The sequence below is a fragment of the Allobosea sp. 117 genome (genome assembly GCF_000702305.1).
In the GTDB taxonomy this organism is placed as follows: Bacteria; Pseudomonadota; Alphaproteobacteria; order Rhizobiales; family Xanthobacteraceae; genus Ancylobacter.
The window spans coordinates 228,833-250,827 of sequence record NZ_JNLC01000016.1 but is presented as its reverse complement, the minus strand read 5'-3'; the positions used below and the strand labels follow the sequence as shown (position 1 = coordinate 250,827).

The following is a 21,995-nucleotide window of genomic DNA, read 5'->3' as shown; positions in this document are numbered from 1 at the left end:
CCGTATCGCAGGCGAACCCCGGCCCCCGGTGTCGCCGCCCATGTCAGGCCCGGATTCTCCGTCCGAGGCCACCCCGCCAATCCCGCGGATTTGAACGGCATGACACGCCGTCCGGTTCCGCTTTTCCCAGCCTCCGGCACAGCCAAGCCCGTTCGTCGGTGTCGCCACCGCCGTTGGAAACTCATCCAGTGCTGGAGATCGCCGCCCGCGAATGAACACCGCGTCCGACGTTTTCCAAACTGGCCGACTCCCTGGCATCCGTCAACTAGCTGACACAAATTCTAGTGGGAGCTGATGAACAGATCGCTAAATCTAGATGGGGTGGCATCGGCCGGAACGCCAGTCCTTCAGCCATCTATCGAGCGCGGATTCGCCCCCCGAGTCCAGACGCAAGGGGAGCTGCTTGGCAGTGGACAACGGTGGACAATGGGGATTGAGCCGGATCGGGCGCCGGCGGCCGGATGCGACACGCGCATCAGCCATACCCATGTATGGGTGGACAGGGGCCGGACCGGCAGGTTCTAAAGCGGCAACGATCCTCGATCCCCGCGATTTTCCCATGAGCGCCTGTGCCGACACCGCGAGCCGCGCCAGCGGCCTCACATTCTTCCTGCTCGCCTTCGCCGCCGGCGCGGGGGCGGCGAATCTTTATTACGCGCAGCCGCTGATCTCGCTGATCGCGGCCGACATCGATCTCGCGCCCTCGCTGGCAAGCTTCGTCGTGACGCTCGGCCAGCTCGGCTACATAGCGGGCCTGCTGCTGCTGGTGCCGCTCGGCGACATCGTCGAGAATCGCGGGCTGATCGCCGTCATCCTCATCTGCGCGACGGCGGGGCTCACGCTCGCCGCGACCGCGACGGCGGCGCCTTATTTCCTCGCCGCGGCGCTCATCTTCGGTGTCGGCTCGGTGGTGGCGCAGATAGCCGTGCCCTTCGCCGCCCATCTCGCCCCGCCCGAGAATCGCGGGCAGAAGGTCGGCACCGTGGTCAGCGGCCTGATGACCGGCATCCTGCTCGCCCGGCCCGTCTCCAGCATGGTCGCGCACTGGTTCGGCTGGCGCGCCGTGTTCGGCCTCGCGGCGCTGCTCATGCTGGCGCTGGCCGTCGGGCTGCGGCTCGCCTTGCCGGCGCGCCGGCCCTCGACCGCCGCCAGCTACCGCTCGGTGGTCGGCTCGCTGCTGCCGCTGCTGCGCGGCACCCCGCTGCTGCGCCGGCGTGCCGCCTATCAGGCGGCGATGTTCGGCGTGTTCACCCTGTTCTGGACCGCCGTGCCGCTGCTGCTCGAAGGCCCGCGCTTCGGCCTCGACCAGCAGGGCATCGCCTTCTTCGCCCTGGCAGGAGCGGCAAGCGTGGTGATCTCGCCGGTGGCCGGCTGGATCGCCGATCGTGGCTGGTCGCGCGGCGCCACCGCCGGCGCCTTCCTGCTCGCCATTCTCGGTTTTCTCGTCACCGCGATCGGGGCGGCGACGGATTCGCTCGCCACGCTCATCGCCGGGGCGATCGCGCTCGATCTCGCCGTCACCGCCAATCTGGTGTTCGGCCAGCGGGCGCTGTTCATGCTGGCCTCCGACATCCGCGCGCGGCTGAACGCGCTCTACATCGCCACCTTCTTCTTCGGCGGCGCGGTTGGCTCGGCGGTGGCGAGCCCGCTCTACGCCTATGGCGGCTGGTCGCTGGTGAGCGCGGCGGCGGTCGGCACGCTGCTCGCGGCGCTCGCCTATTTCGCCACCGAACTGCGCGCGAAAACCGCCTGAGCGCGGCTTTCCGCACGCTGGACAGGGCGGGGGTGGGGTGGCATGTTCCGGCTCGACCTGTCGACCCGCCGAGGACGCGCGCGTGAATTTCTCCTCCTTCCTTACCGAGTGCTTCACCTGGTGGAACGGCCAGACCATGGGCACCCGCTTCCACACCTGGCGGAAGGGGGAGTTCGTTGGCGAGGACGAGTTCGGCAACCGCTACTACCGGACCAAGGGCGGCAAGATCGACCCGGCCCTCGGCTTCGAGCGCCGCTGGGTGATCTTCAACGGCTATGCCGAGGCGAGCGCCATCCCGCCCGGCTGGCATGCCTGGATGCATCAGCGCTCCGACGTGCCGCCGAGCGAGGAAAGCTACACGCCGCGCCCGTGGCAGAAGCCGCACCGTCCGAACCCGACTGGCACGCCCGCGGCCTATCGGCCGCCGGGCTCCACCCTCGGCCTCGGCCATCGTCCGGCCGTCACCGGCGACTACAAGGCCTGGACGCCTGAGTGACCCCCGCTTCCTGGAGTGCCGGTTCCCCGGACGTGCGCTCCCCGGTGGTAAAGAGCGCGCGCCGCCCCGACATCGCCGCATTGGCGCGGTGTTAAGCGTAGCGGCGGCGCGTTCCGCGAGGCCGGCTTTCCGAGGCGCCCTGATGCCTGCTGCCTATCGTTTCCTGACCATTCCGACCGCGCTCGCCGCGCTGGCGTTGTGCCTCGGTCTGTCGCCCGCCATGGCGCAGCAGGGCTGGCAGGGCGGCGTCGAAGCGGCGCCGCTGCCGCCGGCCGCGGTGCCCGACGGCATGGTGCAGGACCCCGATTCGACGCCCGGCGGCCCCGGCGTTCCGCCGATCATGGAGCCTCCCGTCGGCCAGCCTCCCGTCGGCCAGCCTCCGGCCCGCCAGAACGCGCCGGCCGGGCAGCAGGGCCAGCCGGCGCCCGGTTCCGCCACGGCGGCGCCGCCCGAGGTGCCGGGTCAGGCGAGCGTCGGTCCGGGCGGCGACATCGAGGTGGTGCAGCCTCCCTCGCAGAAGGTGACCAACAAGACGGCGGTGTTCTCCGGCCTCGACAAGATCACCGGACGCATCATCACCTTCGACGTCGCCATCAACGAGACGGTGCAGTTCGGCGCGCTGCGCATCACCCCGCGCGCCTGCTACACGCGCCCGGCGACCGAGACGCAGAACACGACCGGCTTCATTGAGGTGCAGGAGCTGGAACTCGACGGCGAGGTGAAGCCGCTGTTCGGCGGCTGGATGTTCGCTGCCAGCCCCGGCCTGCACGGCGTCGAGCATCCGATCTATGACGTCTGGCTGATCGACTGCAAGCAGTCCGCGCCGGTGATCGCCTCGCCCGGCGGCCAGCAGTAGAAATTCGCGTCGCCGGTCAGCGCCTGCGTCAGCATCTGGTGATACTGGCGGCGCGAGACCTCCATCGCCCCGAAGCTGCGCAGATGGTCGGTCACGAACTGCGTGTCGAGCAGGGTGAACCCGCCGCGTCTCAGCCGCGCTACCAGATGCACCAGCGCCACCTTCGAGGCGTCGCGCTCCCGGTGGAACATGCTCTCCCCGAAGAAAGCGCGCCCGAGCCGTACGCCATAGAGCCCTCCGGCGAGCGCGCCGTCCGCCCAGGCCTCGACCGAATGGCAGAAGCCGCGCGCGTAGAGGTCGCAATAGAGCTTGCGGATGCGCGGGTTGATCCAGGTCTTGGCGCGGCCTTCCGCCGGCGCCGAGCAACCGTCGATCACCGCCTCGAAATCATGGTCGATGCGAATCTCGAAGCGGTCGGAGCGCACCGTGCGCGCCAGCCGGCGCGACACCATGAAATCGGCGAGCGGGATGACGCCGCGCCGCTCCGGCTCGATCCAGTAGAGGCCGGGATCGTCGGCGCTCTCGGCCATCGGGAAGATGCCGCAGGCATACGCCTTCAGCAGCACTTCGGGCGTGATCTCGACCTGATGCTCGCGGGGGCGTGACATGGCCTCAGCATGACCGAGACTATTCCCGCTGTGAAGTCGCGCGCTGGATCGTGATCGAAGCGCGGGAGCGCTCAGCTCCCGGGCTCGCCATTGGCAAGGAAGTGCTCGAGCCAGTGGATGTCGTAGGCGCCGCGCACGATATCGTCATTGCGGGCGAGCTCGCGGAACAGCGGCAGCGTCGTCTCGATGCCCTCGACCACGAACTCGTCGAGCGCGCGCCGCAGGCGCATCAGGCACGCCTCCCGCGTCTCGCCGCGCACGATCAGCTTGCCGACCAGGCTGTCGTAATAGGGCGGGATCGCATAGCCCTGATAGACCGCCGAATCGACCCGAACGCCAAGGCCGCCGGGCACGTGCCAGTTGGTGACCTTGCCGGGCGAGGGGCGGAAGGTGAGAGGGTGCTCGGCATTGACGCGGCACTCGATGGCGTGGCCCTTCAGAACGATATCGTCCTGGGTCAGCGTCATCGGCTCGCCGGCGGCGATGCGGATCTGCTCGGCGATGAGATCGACGCCGGTGATCGCCTCGGTGACGGGATGCTCCACCTGGATGCGGGTGTTCATCTCGATGAAGTAGAAATGACCCTGCTCGTAAAGGAACTCCACCGTGCCGGCGCCGCGATACTTCAGGTCACGCATGGCGCCCGCCACCGTCTCGCCGATGGTCGCGCGCTGCTCGGGCGTGATGACCGGGGAGGGGGCCTCCTCCCACACCTTCTGGTGCCGGCGCTGCAGCGAGCAGTCGCGCTCGCCGAGATGGATCGCCTTGCCGTGCCCGTCGCCGAGCACCTGCACCTCGATGTGGCGGGGGGTGCCGAGATATTTCTCGAGATAGACCGCGTCGTCACCGAAGGCCGAGCGTGCTTCGGAGCGCGCGGTCGACAGCGCCGACGACAGCTCCTCGGCCGAGCGCGCGACCTTCATGCCGCGTCCGCCGCCGCCGGCCGCCGCCTTGACCAGCACCGGGAAGCCGATCTCGTCGGCCACCTTCATCGCCTCCTCGTCGGAGGTGATGCCGCCGTCCGAGCCGGGGACGCAGGGAATGCCAAGCTTCTTGGCGGTCTTCTTCGCCTCGATCTTGTCGCCCATGATGCGGATATGCTCGGGCTTCGGCCCGATGAACGTCACGCCATGGTCGATCAGGATCTCGGCAAAGCGGGCGTTCTCGGCGAGGAAGCCGTAGCCCGGATGCACCGCCTCGGCGCCGGTGATCTCGCAGGCGGCGAGTAGCGCCGGGATGTTCAGGTAGCTGTCGCGGCCGGGGGGCGGGCCGATGCAGACGCTCTCGTCGGCAAGCTTGACATGCATGGCCTCGGCGTCGGCGGTGGAGTGCACCGCGACGGTGGCGATGCCGAGCTCCTTGCAGGCCCGCAGGATCCGCAGCGCGATCTCGCCGCGGTTGGCGATCAGGATCTTGCCGAACATCGCCGGCCTCACTCGATGATCACGAGCGGCTCGCCATATTCGACCGGCTGCGCGTTCTCGACGAGGATGCGCGTCACCTTGCCGGCGCGCGGGGAGGGAATGGCGTTCATCGTCTTCATGGCTTCGACGATGAGCAGCGTCTGGCCTTCCTTCACCACCGCGCCGACATCGATGAAGCTCTTGGCGCCCGGCTCGGGGGCGAGATAGGCGGTGCCGACCATCGGGGAGGGCACGACGCCGGGATGCTTGGCGAGGTCGGCCGAGCTCTCGGCCGCGGCCGTGGCCGCCGCCGGTACGGCGGTCGGCAGCGCGGCAGGCGCAGCGGCCGGGACCGCGATGGTCGCCGGCGCGGCATAGACCGGCGCGGCCCGCACGACGCGGATGCGCAGATCCTCGTGCTGTACCTCGATCTCGGTCAGGTCGCTTTCGGATAGGAGAGCGGCGATCTCGCGCACCAGCGCGGGGTCGATGGCGGGCTTGGTGGTTTTCATCATGATCCCGTGACGGTCGCTGGACCCGTCCCCTCTCATTTGGCGCGGCTTGCGGCGAGCGCCGCGATGGCGAGCCTGTAGCCCTCGGCTCCGAAGCCGCAGATCACCCCGCGGGCGACCGGCGAAAGGAAGGAGTGGTGGCGGAAGGCTTCGCGCGCGAAGACGTTGGACAGGTGCACTTCGACGACATTGAGGCCGGCCGCCTTGATGGCGTCGGCAAGAGCGATCGAGGTGTGGGTGTAGGCGCCGGCATTCAGCACGACGCCGAGCGAGCCGCGTGCCTCCTGAAGCTGCGTGACCAGTTCGCCCTCGAAATTGGTTTGCCGGAAGACGATGTCGATGCCGTGCGCCGCGGCGGTCTCGCGGCACATGCGCTCGATGTCGGCAAGCGTGGTACGGCCGTAGATCTCCGGCTCGCGGGTTCCGAGCAGGTTGAGATTCGGTCCGTTCAGTACGTGAATGGTATCGGCCATCGTGCCTCAAACACCGGCGGCCGCCCGGCATGCTGCTGGTGCGGCCGCGGGGTTATAGGCAATGGCGCTCGCCGCGCCAAGCCCCGTCATTGCTGTCGCGGGCCGCCGCCCACAGACGGCGCTCAGCACTCGGCCTTGCCGCAGCTCCGCACCGACTTGATGGCGCCTTCGAGCTTGTCGTGGCCGACCGCTCCGACCAGCACGTCGTCGCCGATGACGTAGCTCGGCGTGCCGTTGATGCCGAGCGTGTCGGCGATCTTGAGGTTCTCCTCGAGCGTCGCGCGCACTTCGGGGTCGGTCATCGCCTTTTCCAGCTTGGCGGTGTCGATGCCGACTGCGCCCGCCGCCTCCAGCGCCTTGGCGCGGTTGGCCTGGCCGCGGTCGCCGAGCAGCTTCTGGTGGAAGGCGAAATACTTGTCCGGCGCGACCAGCTTCACCGCCACCGCGACCTGCGCCGCCTCCACCGAGCCCGGGCCAAGTACCGGGAATTCCTTGAGAATGACCTTGAGCTTGGGGTCGCCCTTCACCAGCTCGACGAGGTCGCCGAGCGCGCGCTTGCAGTAGCCGCAATTGTAGTCGAAGAACTCGACCAGCGTGACGTCGCCCTTCGGGTTGCCGACCACCACGCCGCGCGGCGAATCGAAGATCGCCGGCTTGAGCCCGGCCATCGCCTGCTTGCGCTGGGCGGCCTCGGCGGCGTCCTGGCGCTTCTGCAGCTCGAGGATGGCTTCCTGGATGACCTCCGGGTTGCGGATCAGATAGTCGCGGATGAGCGCTTCGAACTCGCTCTTCTGGCTGGCGTCGAGCGCCATGGCCGGCACGGCGGTCCCGAGCCCGAAGGCGATCAGGCCCGCGCCGATGAGGCGGGAAAGGCGGAGGAAAGGCATCGTCGTCTCCGGTCAGGGGCTGCGGGGTCGCGCCCCGATTCGGTTACTGCGGCTTTTTTCTTATCGCCTGCGCGGGTGGCTTGAAATTGACGATGTCGTCAGCTTTCAGCCAGCCCGGCGAGCCAAGCGGGAATTTGAGCCGGGCGCGGCCGGCGAGCTCGCGCGCGAGCTGGAAGTCGCCGGACATGAACGCCGCCTGCGCCGAGGCGAGGTCGGCATTCGGTATGTCACCCTTCTGGCCATAGGCCATGGCGAGGTAGCGCCAGCCGGCTGGGGCGGTGTTCTCCCGCTGCAGGCTGAAGTTCAGCTCGCGGATTGCCTCGTCGAGCGAGGCCTTGTCGCCAGCGGCGACCAGCGCCTGGCCGAGCAGCATGCGGATCAGCGGATGGCCATTGGAGAGCTGCGCGGCGCGGCGCAGAGGCGGCACCGCCTCGCGGGCACGGCCGGCTTCCAGCAGAGCCTGGCCCTTGATCTCGTAGAAATAGGGATTGTCCGGCTGCTCGGCGATCAGCCCGTCGATCTGGCGTATGGCGTCCGGGATCGAGCCGTAGCGATAGGCCGAGATGGCGCGGGCATAGCGCGCCGGCAGCGACATGTTGGAGAGCGGATAGCGCCGCGCCACCGAATCCGGCGGCTCGGAGAAGCCGTAGAGCTTCGCCCGCATCATGTCGTGGCGGGCCTGAAGCTGCGGCGAATCCTTGGCGTCCTTATACGGGCTCTTCGCCACCAGATCCTCGAGCGCGGCGACGCGCTCGCGCGCCATCGGGTGGCTCAGCACATAGGGCGAGATGCGCTGGCTGATGAAGATCTGGTCGTTCTGGAAGCGCTCGAAGGTCCTCATCATGCCCATCGGCGACTGCTTGGTCGCCGCCAGATAGGTGACGGCGGCCCGGTCGGCGGCCTGCTCCTCGCCGCGCTGATAGGCGAGCAGCGTGCGGCGGATGGCCTCCTGCGGCCCCAGCACCGCACCCGCCGCCGCGCCGCCCATATTGGCGCCGCCGGCCGCACCCGCCGCCACGCCGCCGGCGGCGAGGATCATGGCGACGATCGCGGCGGTTTGCGCGGATTCGAGCTGCTGGCGCATGCGCGCCAGGTGCCCGCCGGCGATGTGGCCGGTCTCGTGCGCCAGCACGCCGATGATCTCGTTCGGCGTCTCCGACTGCATCAGCGCGCCGATGTTGACGAAGATGCGCTTGCCGTCCGCGACGAAGGCGTTGAACGACTTGTCGCCGATCAGCACCACCTCGATGTTCTGCTGCGTCAGCCCCGCCACCCGGTAGATCGGGCGCATATAGTCGCGCAGCAGGTTCTCGATCTCGGCGTCGCGGATGATGTTCGGCGTGCGCTTGGCCTGCTGCGCGGCGACCGGCTGGACGGCGAGCGCCAGCGCGCCGATCGAGGCCATGCACCACGCGGCACACCTCGCGGCATATCTGGACATGCTCCGCCCGATGCCGCGCGCGGCGAGGGGGCGGGGGTTGTCAAGTCGTGGCAGAGGCATCATCCATCGCGGGATCGAGGGCGCGCGGCGACCAATCGCGCATCCGAGGGTGAAGCACAAGCCGCAAACGAGCCGCAGAATGCGGCACCGTTGGGGCGAAGCACGGAGCAAGGCGCATGACCAATCCCATGGCCGAGGTGGCGGCGCTGTGCCGTACGCGGATGGCGGCGGCGCAGGGCGTCCTGGTGCCGGCGCCCTCCCGCCGCAGCGAGGTCGCCCCGTTCATCGTCATGGACGTGATGCAGCGCGCCGCACAGATCGAGGCCGCCGGCGGGCGCGTGGTGCACATGGAGGTCGGCCAGCCAGCCGCGCCGGCGCCGCGCAGCGCCCGCGAGGCCGCCCGCCGCGCGCTGGACGAGGGGCGCATCGGCTACACCACGGCGCTGGGCCTGCCGTCGCTGCGCGCCCGCATCGCCCGCCACTACCGCGACGCCCACGGCGTCGAGGTCGATCCCGCCCGCATAATGGTGACGACGGGTTCCTCGGGCGGCTTCGTGCTGGCCTTCCTGTCGATGTTCGAGCCGGGTGACCGCGTCGCCATTGCCAATCCCGGCTATCCGCCGTACCGGCACGTCCTCACCGCGCTCGGCTGCGAGCCGGTGCTGATCGATACCGATGCTTCCTCGCGCTGGACCATCAGCCCTGAGGCGCTCGCCGAAGCGCATGCCGTCACCCCGCTCAAGGGCGTGCTGGTGGCGAGCCCGGCCAATCCGACCGGCACCATGATGGCGCCCGAGGCGCTCGCCCGCCTGTTCGCCGCCGCGCAGGACCTCGGCATCCGCTTCATCTCCGACGAGATCTATCACGGCCTCGACTACGCCTTCCCGGCGGCGACCGCGGCGGCGCTGTCGGAGCAGGCGATGATCATCAACTCCTTCTCGAAATATTTCTGCATGACCGGCTGGCGCATCGGCTGGATGGTGGTGCCGCCGAGCCTCGTGCGCGCCGTCGAGCGCCTGCAGCAGAACCTCGTCATCTCGGTGCCGACGCTCTCGCAGATCGCCGCCGAGGCGGCATTCGACGGCGCCGATGAGATGGAGGCGGTCAAGCACGGCTATGAGGAGAACCGCCGCATCCTCACCAGCGAGCTGCCCAAGGCCGGGCTGCCGGAATTCCTCCCGGTCGACGGGGCGTTCTATCTCTACGCGGATGTCGGCCGCTTCACCGACGATTCCGCCGCTTTCGCCCGCCGGCTGCTCGACGAGGCCGGGGTGGCGACGACGCCCGGCGTCGATTTCGATCCCGTGCGCGGCCACCGCTTCCTGCGCCTGTCTTACGCCGGCTCCGCCGCCGAGATGCACGAGGCTGTGGAGCGGATCGGCGATTTCCTGCGGCGCGGGTAGGAGACAGGACCGGCGCATATCTCCATGTGCGTTCCCGGTTGCTCATCCTTCGAGGCCCGGCTGTGCCGGGCGCCTCAGGATGACGGCGCTCATGGTCCGGCCGAACAGTGGTGAAGGCTCCGGGAGCCCGAGCGGCAAGCCAACCTCTCTGGCCAAATGAACGTCATCCTGAGGCGCTCGGGCAGGGCCCGAGCCTCGAAGGATGGCCATTCGCCCCCCGAGTCGCCGCGCGCCGATGGCCTCATTGCAGGTGGCTATCGGAGACGCCATGGCCGTCTCCGGACGTGATCCGGGGGGCGGACCCGGCCGTTGCCGGCATGGCGCCGCGGCGGGCCTGCAAAACAGGAACGGCGGACCGAAGCCCGCCGCTCATCATTGATTGTCTTTCTCAGCGCTGCCCGCTAAGGCGCTGCATAGACTCGCCCTTTCAGCGCGTCAGCCTAGCCGCCGAACAGCTTGCGGTTCCACCAGCCGGTGCGGCGCGGCCGGTTGTCGGCCTCCGCCTCAGCGGGAGCCGCCGCCGGTTCGGCCGGCGCCGAGGTTTCCGTAACCGGCATGCTCTCGACTGATACCTCGGGCTGGAGCGCTTCCGGCTGGGGCGCCTCGGGCACGGGCGCGCTCGCCACCGTGCCGTCCTCGCTCGCGGCGGAAACCGGAGCCCGCTCGCGCACCGTCGAGCGGCGCCGGCGCGGCGCCGGCGTCTCGGCAACGGGTTCAGGCTCGGCGGCCGACGGCGTTGCGGGAGCTTCCGGTTCGGCGGCCGGGGCAGCCTCGGCGGCGACGGTCTCGCCCTCCGCCGTCTCGCCGCGGGTGCGGCGACCGCCGCGGCGCCCGCGTGTCCGCTTTGCCGGCGTTTCGGGCGCCGCCTCGGCCGCGGGTTCCTCGGCTGCTTCCGACGCCTCGGCCGGAGCCGGCTCGCTCGGGGCGGCCGGCTCGGCGGTCACCTCGGCCTGCTCGACGACGATATCGGTCGTCTCGGCATCGGCCTCCGTCTCGGAGATGTCGTCCTCGCCGTCATCCTCGGCGGCGCCAGCCTCGACCCCGTCCTGCTGATGATCGCGATGTCCGTTCTCGCCATTGCCGCCACCGCGACGGCGCCGACGACGCCGACGGCGGCGGCGACCACCTTCGCCTTCCTCGCTGCGCGGCTGGCCGCCCTCGCGCGGGGTGGATGTGCGGGCTTCGGAGACGGCTTCGGGCTTGGCCTCGTCTTCCTCCTCCTCGGCGGTCTCTTCTTCGACCACCTCGTCCTCGATCGCCTCGACTACGGCGACCGGCTGACGCGGCACCGCGATCGGATTGGCGACCGGCTCACCCTTGTCGATGGCGAAGGGGATGAGGCCGGTGAGCGTCGCGTCGGCGCTGATGGTGATGGCGACGCCGAAGCGCTCCTCCAACTCGTGCAGATGCGCGCGCTTGTGGTTCAGCACATAGAGCGCGTTCTCGGCGCGAGTGCGCACGATAAGGTCGTGGGTGTTGGACTTGAGCAGCATGTCCTCGACCGCGCGCAGCAGTTGCAGCGCGACGGAGGAGGACGAGCGCACATGGCCGGTGCCGCCGCAATGCGGGCAGACCTCGGTGGAGGACTCCAGCACGCCGGTGCGGATGCGCTGGCGGCTCATCTCCATCAGGCCGAAATGCGAGATGCGGCCGAGCTGGATGCGCGCGCGATCGTTCTTCAGGCAGTCCTTGAGCTTGCGCTCCACCGCCCGGTTGTTGCGCTTCTCGTCCATGTCGATGAAATCGATGACGATCAGCCCGGCGAGGTCGCGCAGGCGAAGCTGGCGGGCCACCTCCTCGGCGGCCTCCAGATTGGTCTTGAGCGCGGTGTCCTCGATATTGTGCTCGCGGGTCGAGCGGCCCGAGTTCACGTCGATCGAGACCAGCGCCTCGGTCGGGTTGATGACGATGTAGCCGCCGGACCTGAGCTGCACCACCGGCGAGAACATCGCGTCGAGCTGGCTCTCCACGCCGAAGCGGGCGAAGACCGGCTGCGGGTCCTTGTAGGGTTTCACGTTCTTCGCATGGCTCGGCATGAGCATGCGCATGAAGTCCTTGGCCTCGCGATAGCCCTCGTCGCCGGCGACAAGCACCTCGTCGATGTCCTTATTGTAGAGGTCGCGGATCGAGCGCTTGACCAGCGAGCCTTCCTCATAGACCAGCGAGGGCGCGGTCGAGGCGAGGGTGAGCTCGCGCACGTTCTCCCACAGCCGCAGCAGATATTCGAAGTCGCGCTTGATCTCCGCCTTGGTGCGGTTGGCACCGGCAGTGCGCAGGATGACGCCCATCCCCTCCGGCACCTCGAGGTCGGAGGCGACCTCCTTCAGGCGCTTGCGGTCCTCGGCCGAGGTGATCTTGCGCGAGATGCCGCCGCCGCGGGCGGTGTTCGGCATCAGCACCGAATAGCGGCCGGCGAGCGAGAGATAGGTGGTGAGCGCCGCGCCCTTGTTGCCGCGCTCTTCCTTGACGACCTGCACCAGCATGATCTGCCGGCGCTTGATCACTTCCTGAATCTTGTAGGTGCGGGCGCGGCCGCGCGGCGCGGCGCGCTCCGGCACCTCTTCCATCGCGTCGTCGGAGCCGACCTGCTCGACCACCTCTTCCTCGGCGACCTCCTCGACCCCGCCGCCTTCATCGTCGGAGGACGGCTTGCGGGAGGGGCGGGGACGCGGCGCCTCGGCGACGGTATCCTCGGCGGCATCGGCCTGGCCACTCTCCTCGCCGGCCTGATCGGCCGATGCCTCAGCGGGGGCTTCGGAGACCGTAGCGTCACCCTCGGTGCGCTTGGCGCTGGCGTTGCGGCCGCGCCGGCTGCGTCCCTTCGGCTTGTCCTCGTTCTCCTCCTCGGCTTCCCGGCGCTGCTGGCGCTCCTCCTCGGCAAGCAGCGCCTGCCGGTCGGCGACCGGGATCTGGTAGTAGTCGGGATGGATTTCGCTGAAGGCGAGGAAGCCGTGGCGATTGCCACCATATTCGACGAAGGCGGCCTGCAGCGACGGCTCGACGCGCGTTACCTTCGCGAGATAGATGTTGCCGCGCAGCGGCTTGCGGTTGGCGGCCTCGAAGTCGAACTCTTCGACCCGGCTGCCGCGCACCACCACGACCCGGGTCTCCTCCGGGTGGGTGGCGTCGATAAGCATCTTGTTGGCCATGGAACTCTCATATGCGGGCACGGCCGCGCCGGCGCGCGGGGCGCCCTGTCGCAAGGGCGGTGCCCATAAGCGGTGGCTGAAAACGGGTGAGGGAAACGGGGCGCCTCGCGAGCGGGGCGCAGGCTCAAATCCGAGGCTGCTGCCACACGGCCATCGCGGACGGGCCGGGAAACCCGGTACCTTCCTCGATCTGCACGTGCCGGCGAATGCCTCATTGCCTGCTGCCGTCTGTCCTTCGACCGAACATGGTGGCCGCGATCGCGTGGGATCCGGCCTTCGGCATGTGGCGGCAATACGCGCTCTGACCTCGGCGGTCCTGTCGGCGGAACGGTCTGGCCGGAGACGGCGCCTGAGATGGGCCGCGCTGCACGCCGTCACGCTCCCAAGCCGGGACCTGTCGTGACGGGAAGCGGACCTGAACCATCGCTGGGTTGGGTCCGCGCCGCCGGACCGCGAGAGCCGGACACCGAGGGGCGATCCGGAATGCGAACCAAATGCATGCCCTTAATAGCGGCATGCGCGTCGATTTGGCAAGGATGCCGTGCCGGCCGTGTCGCGCCTCGATGTCCCGCGGCGCATCCAGCCTGCCGGTGCACTGCCCGGAACGTCGTGCGGTGGCCGGCGTTGCCGTCGGGACACGCCGTGACACAAGCGTGAGCGACCTCTCAACAGCCGGTTAACCCGCGCCATCTATTTCGATAGATATGACCTCAGGCAGGGAGGCATGGGACAGATGAACGGGCGTGCGTGGATGCTCGCGGCTGTGCTGCTCGCGGCGTTCCTTGCCAATGGCGTCGCGCCGTCGGCGGCGGCCGGACCGGCCACCGAGGCGGTCCCGGCCGGCGGCGATCCCGCTGTCGCGACGGATGCGCGCGTCGCCGGCGACGACGAACGTACCCGCCTGGTCCTCGATCTGTCGCGCCGCGTGCCGCTCGGCGCCTTCACCCTTGCCGACCCCTATCGCGTCGTCGTCGACATGCCCGACGTGATCTTCACCCTGTCGCCCTCGGTCGGCAGCGAGGGCAGGGGCCTCATCTCCGCCTACCGTTTCGGCCTGTTCGCACCCGGCAAGGCGCGCCTGGTTATCGACACCGCCGGGCCGGTGAAGATCGACAAGGCCTTCGTGCTCGATCCGGTGGATGGCCAGCCGGCGCGTCTCGTCGTCGATCTCGTGAAGACCGACCGCGCGAGCTTCCTTAAGGAGGTCGCGGCTCCGGTCCAGCGCGCGCTGCGGGCGCCCCCGCCCTCCGAGACCGCTGCCGATTCCGGCGATCCGCGCCCGGTCATCGTGCTCGATCCGGGTCACGGCGGCATCGATTCGGGCGCCATCAACGCCGTGGCGGGCATCAACGAGAAGAAGGTGGTGCTCGATATCGCCATGGTGCTGCGCGACAAGCTCGCCGCCACCGGGCGCTACCGGCCGGTGATGACCCGCGAGACCGACACCTTCGTGCCGCTCGGCGAGCGGGTGCGGATCGCACGCGACAACCGGGCGCGGCTGTTCATCTCACTGCACGCCGATTCGCTCTCGGCGCGGGCTGGTGACGCGCGCGGCGCCACCATCTACACGCTGTCCGACAGGGCCTCCGACGCCGAAGCCCAGCGCCTTGCCGACGACGAGAACAAGGCCGACATGATCGCCGGCCTCGATCTCTCCGAGGAGCCGGACGACGTCGCCGGCATCCTGCTCGACCTCGCCCAGCGCGAGACGCGCAACTTCTCCGCCCAGTTCGCCCGCACCCTGGCCGGCGGCGTCGCCAATGCCGCGCGGATGCACAAATCGCCGCTGAAATCGGCCGGATTCAAGGTGTTGAAGGCGCCCGACGTGCCGTCCGTGCTGTTCGAGCTCGGCTATTTGTCGAGCACGCGCGACCTCGAACTCATGACATCGGATGACTGGCGGTCTAAGGTGACCGACGCCATGGTGGCGGCGATCGACGCCTATTTCGCGTCCCGCGCTCCGGACGGGTCGCCGGCGGCCCTGCCGCAGGGGCCGGCTCAGGCCGGCCGGTCGGTGGCGGGTGCGGGCGTTAGGGCCGAACCGGCCGCGATACGGCCATAGTTGCCCCGCACACGGTGCGGCAAGGGCGAGGACGGACATCGGTCATGCGGAAGAGCGGCGCTCATCCGTGCGCCGGCGTCGCAGCGAACGGGGTCGGGGCGGCATGCGGCTGCTTCTGCGTTTCTTGGGATTTCTGTTTGCCTTCGGCACGATCGTGTTCGTGCTCGTCGGCGCGGGCGCGGGCTATTACCTCTGGAAGTTCTCCAAGGACCTGCCGGATTATTCCCAGTTGCAAAACTACGAACCGCCGGTGATGACGCGCATCCACGCGACCGACGGCTCGCTGCTCGCCGAATACGCCAAGGAGCGCCGGCTCTATCTGCCGATCCAGAACATCCCCAAGCTGGTGATCGACGCCTTCCTGGCGGCCGAGGACAAGAACTTCTATTCGCACAGCGGCATCGACCTCATGGGCATCGGTCGCGCCGGCTTCGCCTATCTGCAGAACTACGGCTCCGGCCGCCGGCCGCAGGGCGCCTCGACCATCACCCAGCAGGTGGCGAAGAACTTCCTGCTCACCAACGAGCTGTCGATCGACCGCAAGATCAAGGAAGCGCTGCTTGCCCTGCGCATCGAGCGCGCCTTCTCGAAGGACCGCATCCTCGAGCTCTACCTGAACGAGATCTATCTCGGCATCGGCTCCTATGGCGTCGCCGCCGCCTCGCTGCTCTATTTCGACAAGTCGGTGAACGAGCTGTCGATCGCCGAGGCCGCCTATCTCGCGGCGCTGCCGAAGGGCCCGAACAACTATCACCCGTTCCGCGAGCGTGAGGCGGCGATCGCCCGCCGCAACTGGGTGATCGACCGCATGGCCGAGAACGGCTACATCACCGCCGAGCAGGCCGAACAGGCCAAGGCGACCGACCTCGCCGTCACCGTGCGCCCGACCGGCGCCCACATCTTCTCGGCCGAATATTTCGCCGAGGAGGTGCGCCGCGAGATCTTCGAGCGCTATGGCGAGGACAAGCTCTATGGCGGCGGCCTCTCCGTCCGCACCACGCTCAACCCCAAGCTCCAGATCATCGCCAAGAAGGCGCTGCTCGACGGACTGACGCGCTATGACGAGCAGCGCGGCTGGCGCGGCCCGGTCACCCGCATCGAGACCTCCGGCGACTGGGGCGGACGCCTCGCCGGCGTGCGCACCTTCACCGACATCCCCTGGCGCCTCGCCGTCGTGCTCGAATCGGGCGACGACTCGGCGCGCATCGGCCTCCAGCCGAAGCGCGAGCGCTCGGGCGAGCTGCAGAGCCAGCGCGAGATCGGCCTCGTCACTCCCGACGGCGTGAAATGGGCGCTGCGCGGCAAGAAGAGCGTCGCCGGCGTGCTGAAGCCGGGCGACGTCGTCTATGTCGAGCCGATCGACGGCAAGGACGGCCAGTGGCGTTTGCGCCAGCAGCCGCGCGTCGAGGGCGCGCTGGTGGCGATGGACCCCTATACGGGCCGCGTACTGGCGCTCGCCGGCGGCTTCTCCTTCGACGAGAGCCAGTTCAACCGCGCGACGCAGGCGCTGCGCCAGCCCGGCTCCTCCTTCAAGCCGTTCGTCTATGCCGCCGCGCTCGACAATGGCTACACGCCGTCCAGTGTCGTGCTCGACGCGCCCTTCGAGCTGGCGCAGGCCGGGCAGGCGACGTGGCGGCCGGAGAACTATTCCGGCAAGTTCTATGGCCCGCAGACCCTGCGCTTCGGCATAGAGCAGTCGCGCAACGTGATGACCGTGCGGCTCGCCAATGACATCGGCATGCCAACCGTCGTGGAATACGCCAAGCGCTTCGGCATCTACGACAACCTGCTGCCGGTGCTCGCCATGGCGCTCGGTTCCGGCGAGACCACGGTGCTCCGGATGGCCGGCGGCTATTCGATGTTCGCCAATGGCGGCAAGCGCATCAAACCGACGCTGATCGACCGCATCCAGGACCGCTACGGCAAGACCATCTACAAGCACGACGAGCGCGAATGCCGCGGCTGCGACGCCGCCAAATGGTCGAACCAGGACGAGCCGATCCTTGTCGACCGCCGGGAGCAGGTGCTCGATCCGCTGACCGCCTACCAGATCACCTCGATGATGGAAGGCGTGGTGCAGCGCGGTACCGGCACGGCGCTGAAGGAGCTGGGCAAGCCGATCGCCGGCAAGACCGGCACCACCAACGAGGAAAAGGACGCCTGGTTCATCGGCTTCACGCCGGAGATGGTGGTCGGCGTCTATCTCGGCTACGACACCCCGAAGCCGATGGGCAAGGGCTCCACCGGCGGCATCATCGCCGCGCCGGTGGTGCGCGACTTCATGAAGGTGGCGCTGGCCGACCGCCCGGCGATCCCCTTCCGCGTGCCGCCCGGCATCAAGCTGATCCGCATCAATCCCAAGACCGGCATGCGTGCCGGCCCGGGCGAGGGCTCGATCCTCGAGGCCTTCAAGCCGGGCACCGCGCCGCCGGACAGCTACTCGATCATCGGCGCCAGCAACAACGCGGCGCCGGCGACGGTGACCCCGGAAGCCGACCGCGCGGTCGGCGGCAGCGGCACGGGCGGCCTTTACTGAACCTGGTGCATTTGTTCCGGGTGTGCTTGGCGGTGGGGCGGTTTACAGCCCCGCCTGCGCCTTCTATTTTCCGCCGCCCTCCGACCAGTTGAGAGTGAAACATTATGCGCGCCGAGCTCGCCGCGAGCGTCGACGAGATACGGGAAGCCGCCGGCCTGCTGCGCCAGCACATCGATTTCGATCGGTCGAAGGCGCGGCTCGCCGAGCTGAACGCCCTCGCCGAGGACCCGAATCTCTGGAACGACCCCGAGCGCGCCCAGAAGCTGATGCAGGAGCGCGGTACGCTGGAGGACGGCCTCGGCGCGCTGGAGCGCATCGAGCGCGAGCTCGCCGACAATGTCGAGCTGATCGAGCTGGGCGAGGCCGAGGACGACCAGTCCATCGTCGATGAGGCGGCCGCCTCCCTCGGCAAGCTCAAGGCCGAGGTCGCACGCCGGCAGCTCGAGGCGCTGCTCTCCGGCGAGGCCGACGCCAATGACAGCTATCTCGAGGTCCATGCCGGCGCCGGCGGCACCGACAGCCAGGACTGGGCGCTCATGCTGTTGCGCATGTACACCCGCTGGGCGGAACGGCGTGGCTTCAAGGTCGAGCTGATCGAAGAGTCCGCCGGTGAAACCGCGGGTCTCAAGTCGGCGACCATCCTGGTCAAGGGCCACAACGCCTATGGCTGGCTGAAGACCGAGGCGGGCGTGCACCGGCTCGTGCGCATCTCGCCCTTCGATTCGAATGCGCGCCGCCAGACCTCCTTCGCCTCGATCGACGTCTATCCGGTGATCGACGACCGCATCGTCGTCGACATCAAGGAAGCCGATGTGCGCGTCGACACCATGCGTTCCGGCGGCGCCGGCGGCCAGCACGTCAACAAGACCGAATCGGCGGTGCGCCTCACCCACATCCCGACCGGCATCGCGGTGGTCTCGCAGGGCGACCGCTCGCAGCACAAGAACCGCGCCACCGCGTGGGACATGCTGCGCGCCAAGCTCTACGAGATGGAACTGAAGAAGCGCGAGGCGCAGGCCGCCGCCGATCAGGCCGCCAAGACCGATATCGGCTGGGGCCACCAGATCCGCTCCTATGTGCTGCAGCCCTACCAGCTGGTGAAGGACCTGCGCACCGGCGTCTCGACCGGCACGCCGCAGGAGGTGCTGGACGGCGACCTCGATCCGTTCATGGAAGCCGCGCTCGCCCAGCGCGCCTATGGCGGCGGCCCGGCGAGCGTCGACGACGTGGACTAGGGTCTCGCCCCTGACTAGCGCCGCGCCTCCAATATCAGGTTGAACGGCGTCTCGGCCGCGATCCGCACCCTCGTGAAGCCGCCGGCCTTTATGGTCTCGCTCAGCCGCGCGGGACCGGCCTGCGCGCCGAGCGCGAGGCCGACCTCCTGCGACAGCGAGGCGGGCGTGCAGATCATCGTCGAGGCGCCGTAATAGACGCGGCCGATCGGGTTGAGGTTGTCCTCCAGCCGGTCGCCGGCGAACGGCTCGACGATCATCCATGTGCCGTCCGGCGCCAGTGCCTCGTAGATGTGGCGCGCGGCGCCCGCCGGGTCGCCCATGTCGTGCAGGCAGTCGAAGCAGCAGATCAGGTCATAGCCTTCGCCGGGAAACGCCTTGGCGCTCGCCGTCTCGAAGCGGGTATTGCCGGCGACGCCCGCCGCCTCCGCCCGCTTGCGTGCCTCCAGGATCGAGCCTTCGTGATAGTCGAAGCCGTGGAAGGTCGAGGCCGGGAAGGCCTGCGCCATCAGCAGCGTCGAGATGCCGTGGCCGCAGCCGACATCGGCGACCTTGGCGCCGCGTTCGAGCTTCTCGACGACGCCATCGAGCGCCGGCAGCCATTCCTGCACCAGATGGTGCTTGTAGCTGGTGCGGAAGAAGCGCTCGGTGCCGCAGAACAGGCAGCGGTCGCGCTCGTGCCAGCCGACGCCGTGCCCGCTCTTGAACGCCGCGGTGACCTTGGGCTCGTCGTGGAATACCGCCTCCACGATGTCGCCGAAGCCGGCGAGGAAGGCCGGGCTGTCCTCGTCGGCGAAGACGAGGGCCTGCTCCGGTTCCAGCGCGAAGCGCTTGTCCTCCGGGCGATAGGCGACATAGCCGGCGGCGGCCTGCGCCGACAGCCATTCGCGGATGTAGCGCTCCGCCGTGCCGGTCCGCTCGGCCAGCTCGGCGGAGGTCGCCGGGCCTTTCGCCAGCGCCTTGTAGAGGCCGAGGCGATCCCCGACCACGACGAGGGCCGCCGACATGGCGGCGCCCATGTCGGCCACCATCGCGCCGAGAAACCGGTCGAGACGTTCCTGATTGACTTCAGCCATGACGTCCTCCCCTCCGGGAGCCGGCGCCGGCTGCAACGCCGGAGAACCGGCTGCCACGATCATGCGGGCGCTTTCAGCGCTGCCAGAGGCAGCGTCGCGCGCTTTGAAACCGCAGTGCGAGCATACGCCCCGTGCACAGGGGTGTCACGGGAAGGGCTCAGCTACCCTCGGCCAGCCTCACGCCTGCCCGCAGGAAGCGCTGTGGATCGACCGCCTCGCCGTTGATGCGCGTCTCGTAATGGAGATGCGGCCCGGTCGAGCGGCCGGTCGAGCCGATCCGGCCGACCATCTGGCCGCGCGCGATTGGATCGCCGACCGAGACGGCGATCGAGGAGAGATGCGCGTAGCGCGTGGAGAGCCCGTTGCCGTGGTCGACTTCCACCATCAGCCCGTAGCCGCCTTCGCGTCCCGCGCTGGTCACCTTGCCGGCCGCGGTGGCGCGGGCCGGATCGCCGGTATTGCCGCGGAAATCGATGCCGGTGTGGAAGGCGGCGCGCCCGAGGAACGGATCGAGCCGCACGCCGAAGCCGCTGGTGGTGTCGACCGCGCCGCTCACCGGACGGCGCAGCGGCACCACGTCGATGCGCTCTTCCATCCATTTCAGATCGGCCGCCATCTGCCGCGCCCGCGAGCCCTGCCCGGCGAAGGCGTCGTCCATCGCGCTCACCGGCACGAAGGGGCCGCCCGTCGCCGCCAGCGCCGGTGCTCCGCGCGGGCGAAGCGGCACCTTGAGGCCGAGGTCGGCCAGAACCGACCGCACCCGCCGGCTGCGGCGCTCAATGCGCTCCTCGGCGCCGTTCAGCAGGTCCATCTGCTCGCGCTCGACCCGATCGAGCTCGCCGATCACACCGGCCAGCTTGGCCGCCGCCGCGTCCTTCTCGGGAGAGGGGGCCTTCGCCACCGTCGGCTGCGCCGCCCTCCGGTCCAGACGAGCCTCGCGCATGTCGGCGGGCGCCAGGATCACCGTGTCCGAGATGGGGGAGGGGGGCGGCATAGTGCCGCTCGCTGCGCCGCGGCCCGAGCCTCCGGTGCCGAGCAGGTCCGACAGCAGTCCGTGGCGCGCCTCGATGGCGATCTGCCGCTGGCGGATCTGCTCGACCAGCGCCTCCATACGCTTCTGCTCGACCGCCTTCCGCGTGCGTTCCTCGGTGAGCTCGGCCTCGAGCTCCGTGATGCGCTGCTCCGCCTCGGCGGCCTGGCCGCTCGCGCGATCATTGATGAGGCGCAAGGCGTCGTCGTGGAACAGGATGTAGCTGGTGGTGGCAGCCGACCAGGCGAACAGCACGGCACCGCACAGCACCGCTCCACCGATCATCAGCGCGGATTTGTGGCGGGCAAGACGCGAGGAGATGACAAGACGCCCCATACCGACCACTTCCCGCCCAACCATCTTCCGCGTCGTGAATCCTTGCCGGACAACGACAGGGATCATCACTCCGTTAAGGTTAATGGCTGGTTTCGACGGTCCGTCCGGAGGTGTCCCGTTGCGGCGCGCTCACAGCTCGCGGGTCGCGGCGAGGACCTCCTCGGCATGGCCGGCGACCTTCACCTTCGGCCAGATGCGGGCGATGCGGCCCTTGGCGTCGATCAGCACGGTGGTGCGTTCGATGCCCATGAAGCGTCGGCCATACATGCTCTTCTCCACCCACACGCCATAGGCATCGAGCAGGGCATGCGTCTCGTCGGAGAGGAGGGGGATGGCGAGGTCCTGCTTGGCCCTGAAGCGGGCGATCGCCTTCACCGGCTCGGCCGACACGCCGATCACCTCTGCGCCGGCGGTCTTGAACGAATCACGCAGGCGGTTGAAGTCGTGGGCCTCCAGCGTGCACCCCTCGGTACCGGCTTTAGGATAGAAGTAGAGGACCAGCTTGCGGCCGCGAAAATCACGCAAGGTGACGGTTTGGCCGTCGGCTCCGGGAAGCGAGAAGTCGGGAGCCTCGGCGCCGACCGCGATTGTCGCCATCTGCCTTCCTTTCGTCAGCTTTTTCGAGGATTTGCGTCGAATGGATGTGAATGCCGTTGCGCGATGCGGCTGGGCGCGCCGGAAGGATCGCTTTTGAGTGTCGCAGCAGCGCCGGCGCAGGCACACTATGCCGGACATCGGGGAG

Annotated in this window: 17 protein-coding genes; 7 read left to right on the top strand and 10 right to left on the bottom strand. The window is 69.0% G+C overall.

Annotation, left to right across the window (positions count from 1 at the left end):
• The first annotated feature begins 559 nt into the window (after positions 1-559).
• The 3 genes from U742_RS0117880 (at position 560) to U742_RS23790 (ending at position 3,105) form a co-directional block, all read left to right on the top strand.
• Positions 560-1,753, top strand: a complete 1,194-nt coding sequence (locus tag U742_RS0117880) for an MFS transporter (protein WP_029355481.1) — start codon at positions 560-562, stop codon at positions 1,751-1,753.
• Between the two features lie 82 nt (positions 1,754-1,835).
• Positions 1,836-2,249, top strand: a complete 414-nt coding sequence (locus U742_RS0117875; RefSeq protein ID WP_029355479.1) for an NADH:ubiquinone oxidoreductase subunit NDUFA12 — start codon at positions 1,836-1,838, stop codon at positions 2,247-2,249.
• A gap of 142 nt (positions 2,250-2,391) precedes the next feature.
• Positions 2,392-3,105, top strand: coding sequence for a DUF2155 domain-containing protein (locus U742_RS23790; RefSeq protein ID WP_051661306.1), 714 nt, complete (start codon positions 2,392-2,394; stop codon positions 3,103-3,105).
• Here U742_RS23790 and aat read toward each other — a convergent pair.
• From aat to U742_RS0117840, 6 genes are all read right to left on the bottom strand, one after another.
• Positions 3,036-3,713: a leucyl/phenylalanyl-tRNA--protein transferase gene (gene aat / locus U742_RS0117865; RefSeq protein ID WP_029355474.1), complete on the bottom strand. Its 678-nt coding sequence runs from the start codon at positions 3,711-3,713 to the stop codon at positions 3,036-3,038. The genes U742_RS23790 and aat overlap by 70 nt on opposite strands.
• 71 nt (positions 3,714-3,784) lie before the next feature.
• A complete protein-coding gene (accC, locus tag U742_RS0117860; RefSeq protein WP_029355473.1) occupies positions 3,785-5,137 on the bottom strand; it encodes an acetyl-CoA carboxylase biotin carboxylase subunit in 1,353 nt (450 codons plus the stop codon).
• 8 nt (positions 5,138-5,145) lie between these two features.
• Positions 5,146-5,631, bottom strand: a complete 486-nt coding sequence (gene accB / locus U742_RS0117855) for an acetyl-CoA carboxylase biotin carboxyl carrier protein (protein WP_038362033.1) — start codon at positions 5,629-5,631, stop codon at positions 5,146-5,148.
• A gap of 32 nt (positions 5,632-5,663) precedes the next feature.
• Complete coding sequence (gene aroQ / locus U742_RS0117850) at positions 5,664-6,101, bottom strand: type II 3-dehydroquinate dehydratase (RefSeq protein WP_029355469.1); 438 nt, start codon at positions 6,099-6,101, stop codon at positions 5,664-5,666.
• A 122-nt stretch (positions 6,102-6,223) separates the two neighbouring features.
• Complete coding sequence (locus U742_RS0117845) at positions 6,224-6,988, bottom strand: DsbA family protein (RefSeq protein WP_029355467.1); 765 nt, start codon at positions 6,986-6,988, stop codon at positions 6,224-6,226.
• 43 nt (positions 6,989-7,031) lie between these two features.
• A complete protein-coding gene (locus U742_RS0117840) occupies positions 7,032-8,393 on the bottom strand; it encodes a M48 family metalloprotease (RefSeq protein ID WP_248310411.1) in 1,362 nt (453 codons plus the stop codon).
• A 257-nt stretch (positions 8,394-8,650) separates the two neighbouring features.
• On the opposite strand from U742_RS0117840, the gene U742_RS0117835 reads away from it, so the two are divergent.
• Complete coding sequence (locus U742_RS0117835; RefSeq protein ID WP_029355463.1) at positions 8,651-9,832, top strand: pyridoxal phosphate-dependent aminotransferase; 1,182 nt, start codon at positions 8,651-8,653, stop codon at positions 9,830-9,832.
• A 440-nt stretch (positions 9,833-10,272) separates the two neighbouring features.
• Here the strand turns inward: U742_RS0117835 and U742_RS0117830 are convergent, their stop codons facing one another.
• Positions 10,273-12,981, bottom strand: coding sequence for an Rne/Rng family ribonuclease (locus tag U742_RS0117830; protein ID WP_029355461.1), 2,709 nt, complete (start codon positions 12,979-12,981; stop codon positions 10,273-10,275).
• A 733-nt stretch (positions 12,982-13,714) separates the two neighbouring features.
• On the opposite strand from U742_RS0117830, the gene U742_RS0117825 reads away from it, so the two are divergent.
• The 3 genes from U742_RS0117825 to prfB all read left to right on the top strand — a co-directional run bounded on the left by U742_RS0117825 (position 13,715) and on the right by prfB (position 18,814).
• Positions 13,715-15,043 carry an N-acetylmuramoyl-L-alanine amidase gene (locus tag U742_RS0117825; protein ID WP_029355459.1) on the top strand — a complete coding sequence of 443 codons (1,329 nt, stop codon included), beginning with the start codon at positions 13,715-13,717 and terminating at the stop codon, positions 15,041-15,043.
• 103 nt (positions 15,044-15,146) lie between these two features.
• On the top strand, positions 15,147-17,579 hold the full coding sequence (locus U742_RS0117820) for a penicillin-binding protein 1A (RefSeq protein WP_029355458.1): 2,433 nt from the start codon (positions 15,147-15,149) through the stop codon (positions 17,577-17,579).
• 104 nt (positions 17,580-17,683) lie between these two features.
• Complete coding sequence (prfB, locus tag U742_RS0117815; protein ID WP_051661305.1) at positions 17,684-18,814, top strand: peptide chain release factor 2; 1,131 nt, start codon at positions 17,684-17,686, stop codon at positions 18,812-18,814.
• Positions 18,815-18,828: 14 nt separating this feature from the next.
• Here prfB and U742_RS0117810 read toward each other — a convergent pair whose 3' ends face one another.
• The 3 genes from U742_RS0117810 to bcp all read right to left on the bottom strand — a co-directional run bounded on the left by U742_RS0117810 (position 18,829) and on the right by bcp (position 21,850).
• Positions 18,829-19,887: a methyltransferase domain-containing protein gene (locus U742_RS0117810; protein WP_029355456.1), complete on the bottom strand. Its 1,059-nt coding sequence runs from the start codon at positions 19,885-19,887 to the stop codon at positions 18,829-18,831.
• Positions 19,888-20,044: 157 nt separating this feature from the next.
• Positions 20,045-21,253: a M23 family metallopeptidase gene (locus U742_RS0117805; RefSeq protein ID WP_051661304.1), complete on the bottom strand. Its 1,209-nt coding sequence runs from the start codon at positions 21,251-21,253 to the stop codon at positions 20,045-20,047.
• A 129-nt stretch (positions 21,254-21,382) separates the two neighbouring features.
• Complete coding sequence (gene bcp, locus U742_RS0117800) at positions 21,383-21,850, bottom strand: thioredoxin-dependent thiol peroxidase (RefSeq protein ID WP_029355451.1); 468 nt, start codon at positions 21,848-21,850, stop codon at positions 21,383-21,385.
• Positions 21,851-21,995: the final 145 nt, after the last annotated feature.

What these genes read in the sequence shown, in the direction of transcription:
- accB (WP_038362033.1), bottom strand. Translation starts at nt 5,631, where the DNA reads ATGATGAAAACCACCAAGCCCGCCATCGACCCCGCGCTGGTGCGCGAG.
- U742_RS23790 (WP_051661306.1), top strand. Translation starts at nt 2,392, where the DNA reads ATGCCTGCTGCCTATCGTTTCCTGACCATTCCGACCGCGCTCGCCGCG.
- U742_RS0117830 (WP_029355461.1), bottom strand. Translation starts at nt 12,981, where the DNA reads ATGGCCAACAAGATGCTTATCGACGCCACCCACCCGGAGGAGACCCGG.
- aroQ (WP_029355469.1), bottom strand. Translation starts at nt 6,101, where the DNA reads ATGGCCGATACCATTCACGTACTGAACGGACCGAATCTCAACCTGCTC.
- U742_RS0117805 (WP_051661304.1), bottom strand. Translation starts at nt 21,253, where the DNA reads ATGGGGCGTCTTGTCATCTCCTCGCGTCTTGCCCGCCACAAATCCGCG.
- U742_RS0117880 (WP_029355481.1), top strand. Translation starts at nt 560, where the DNA reads ATGAGCGCCTGTGCCGACACCGCGAGCCGCGCCAGCGGCCTCACATTC.
- U742_RS0117845 (WP_029355467.1), bottom strand. Translation starts at nt 6,988, where the DNA reads ATGCCTTTCCTCCGCCTTTCCCGCCTCATCGGCGCGGGCCTGATCGCC.
- U742_RS0117840 (WP_248310411.1), bottom strand. Translation starts at nt 8,393, where the DNA reads ATGGCCTCGATCGGCGCGCTGGCGCTCGCCGTCCAGCCGGTCGCCGCG.
- bcp (WP_029355451.1), bottom strand. Translation starts at nt 21,850, where the DNA reads ATGGCGACAATCGCGGTCGGCGCCGAGGCTCCCGACTTCTCGCTTCCC.
- U742_RS0117820 (WP_029355458.1), top strand. Translation starts at nt 15,147, where the DNA reads ATGCGGCTGCTTCTGCGTTTCTTGGGATTTCTGTTTGCCTTCGGCACG.
- U742_RS0117810 (WP_029355456.1), bottom strand. Translation starts at nt 19,887, where the DNA reads ATGGCTGAAGTCAATCAGGAACGTCTCGACCGGTTTCTCGGCGCGATG.
- accC (WP_029355473.1), bottom strand. Translation starts at nt 5,137, where the DNA reads ATGTTCGGCAAGATCCTGATCGCCAACCGCGGCGAGATCGCGCTGCGG.
- U742_RS0117825 (WP_029355459.1), top strand. Translation starts at nt 13,715, where the DNA reads ATGAACGGGCGTGCGTGGATGCTCGCGGCTGTGCTGCTCGCGGCGTTC.
- prfB (WP_051661305.1), top strand. Translation starts at nt 17,684, where the DNA reads ATGCGCGCCGAGCTCGCCGCGAGCGTCGACGAGATACGGGAAGCCGCC.
- U742_RS0117835 (WP_029355463.1), top strand. Translation starts at nt 8,651, where the DNA reads ATGGCGGCGGCGCAGGGCGTCCTGGTGCCGGCGCCCTCCCGCCGCAGC.
- aat (WP_029355474.1), bottom strand. Translation starts at nt 3,713, where the DNA reads ATGTCACGCCCCCGCGAGCATCAGGTCGAGATCACGCCCGAAGTGCTG.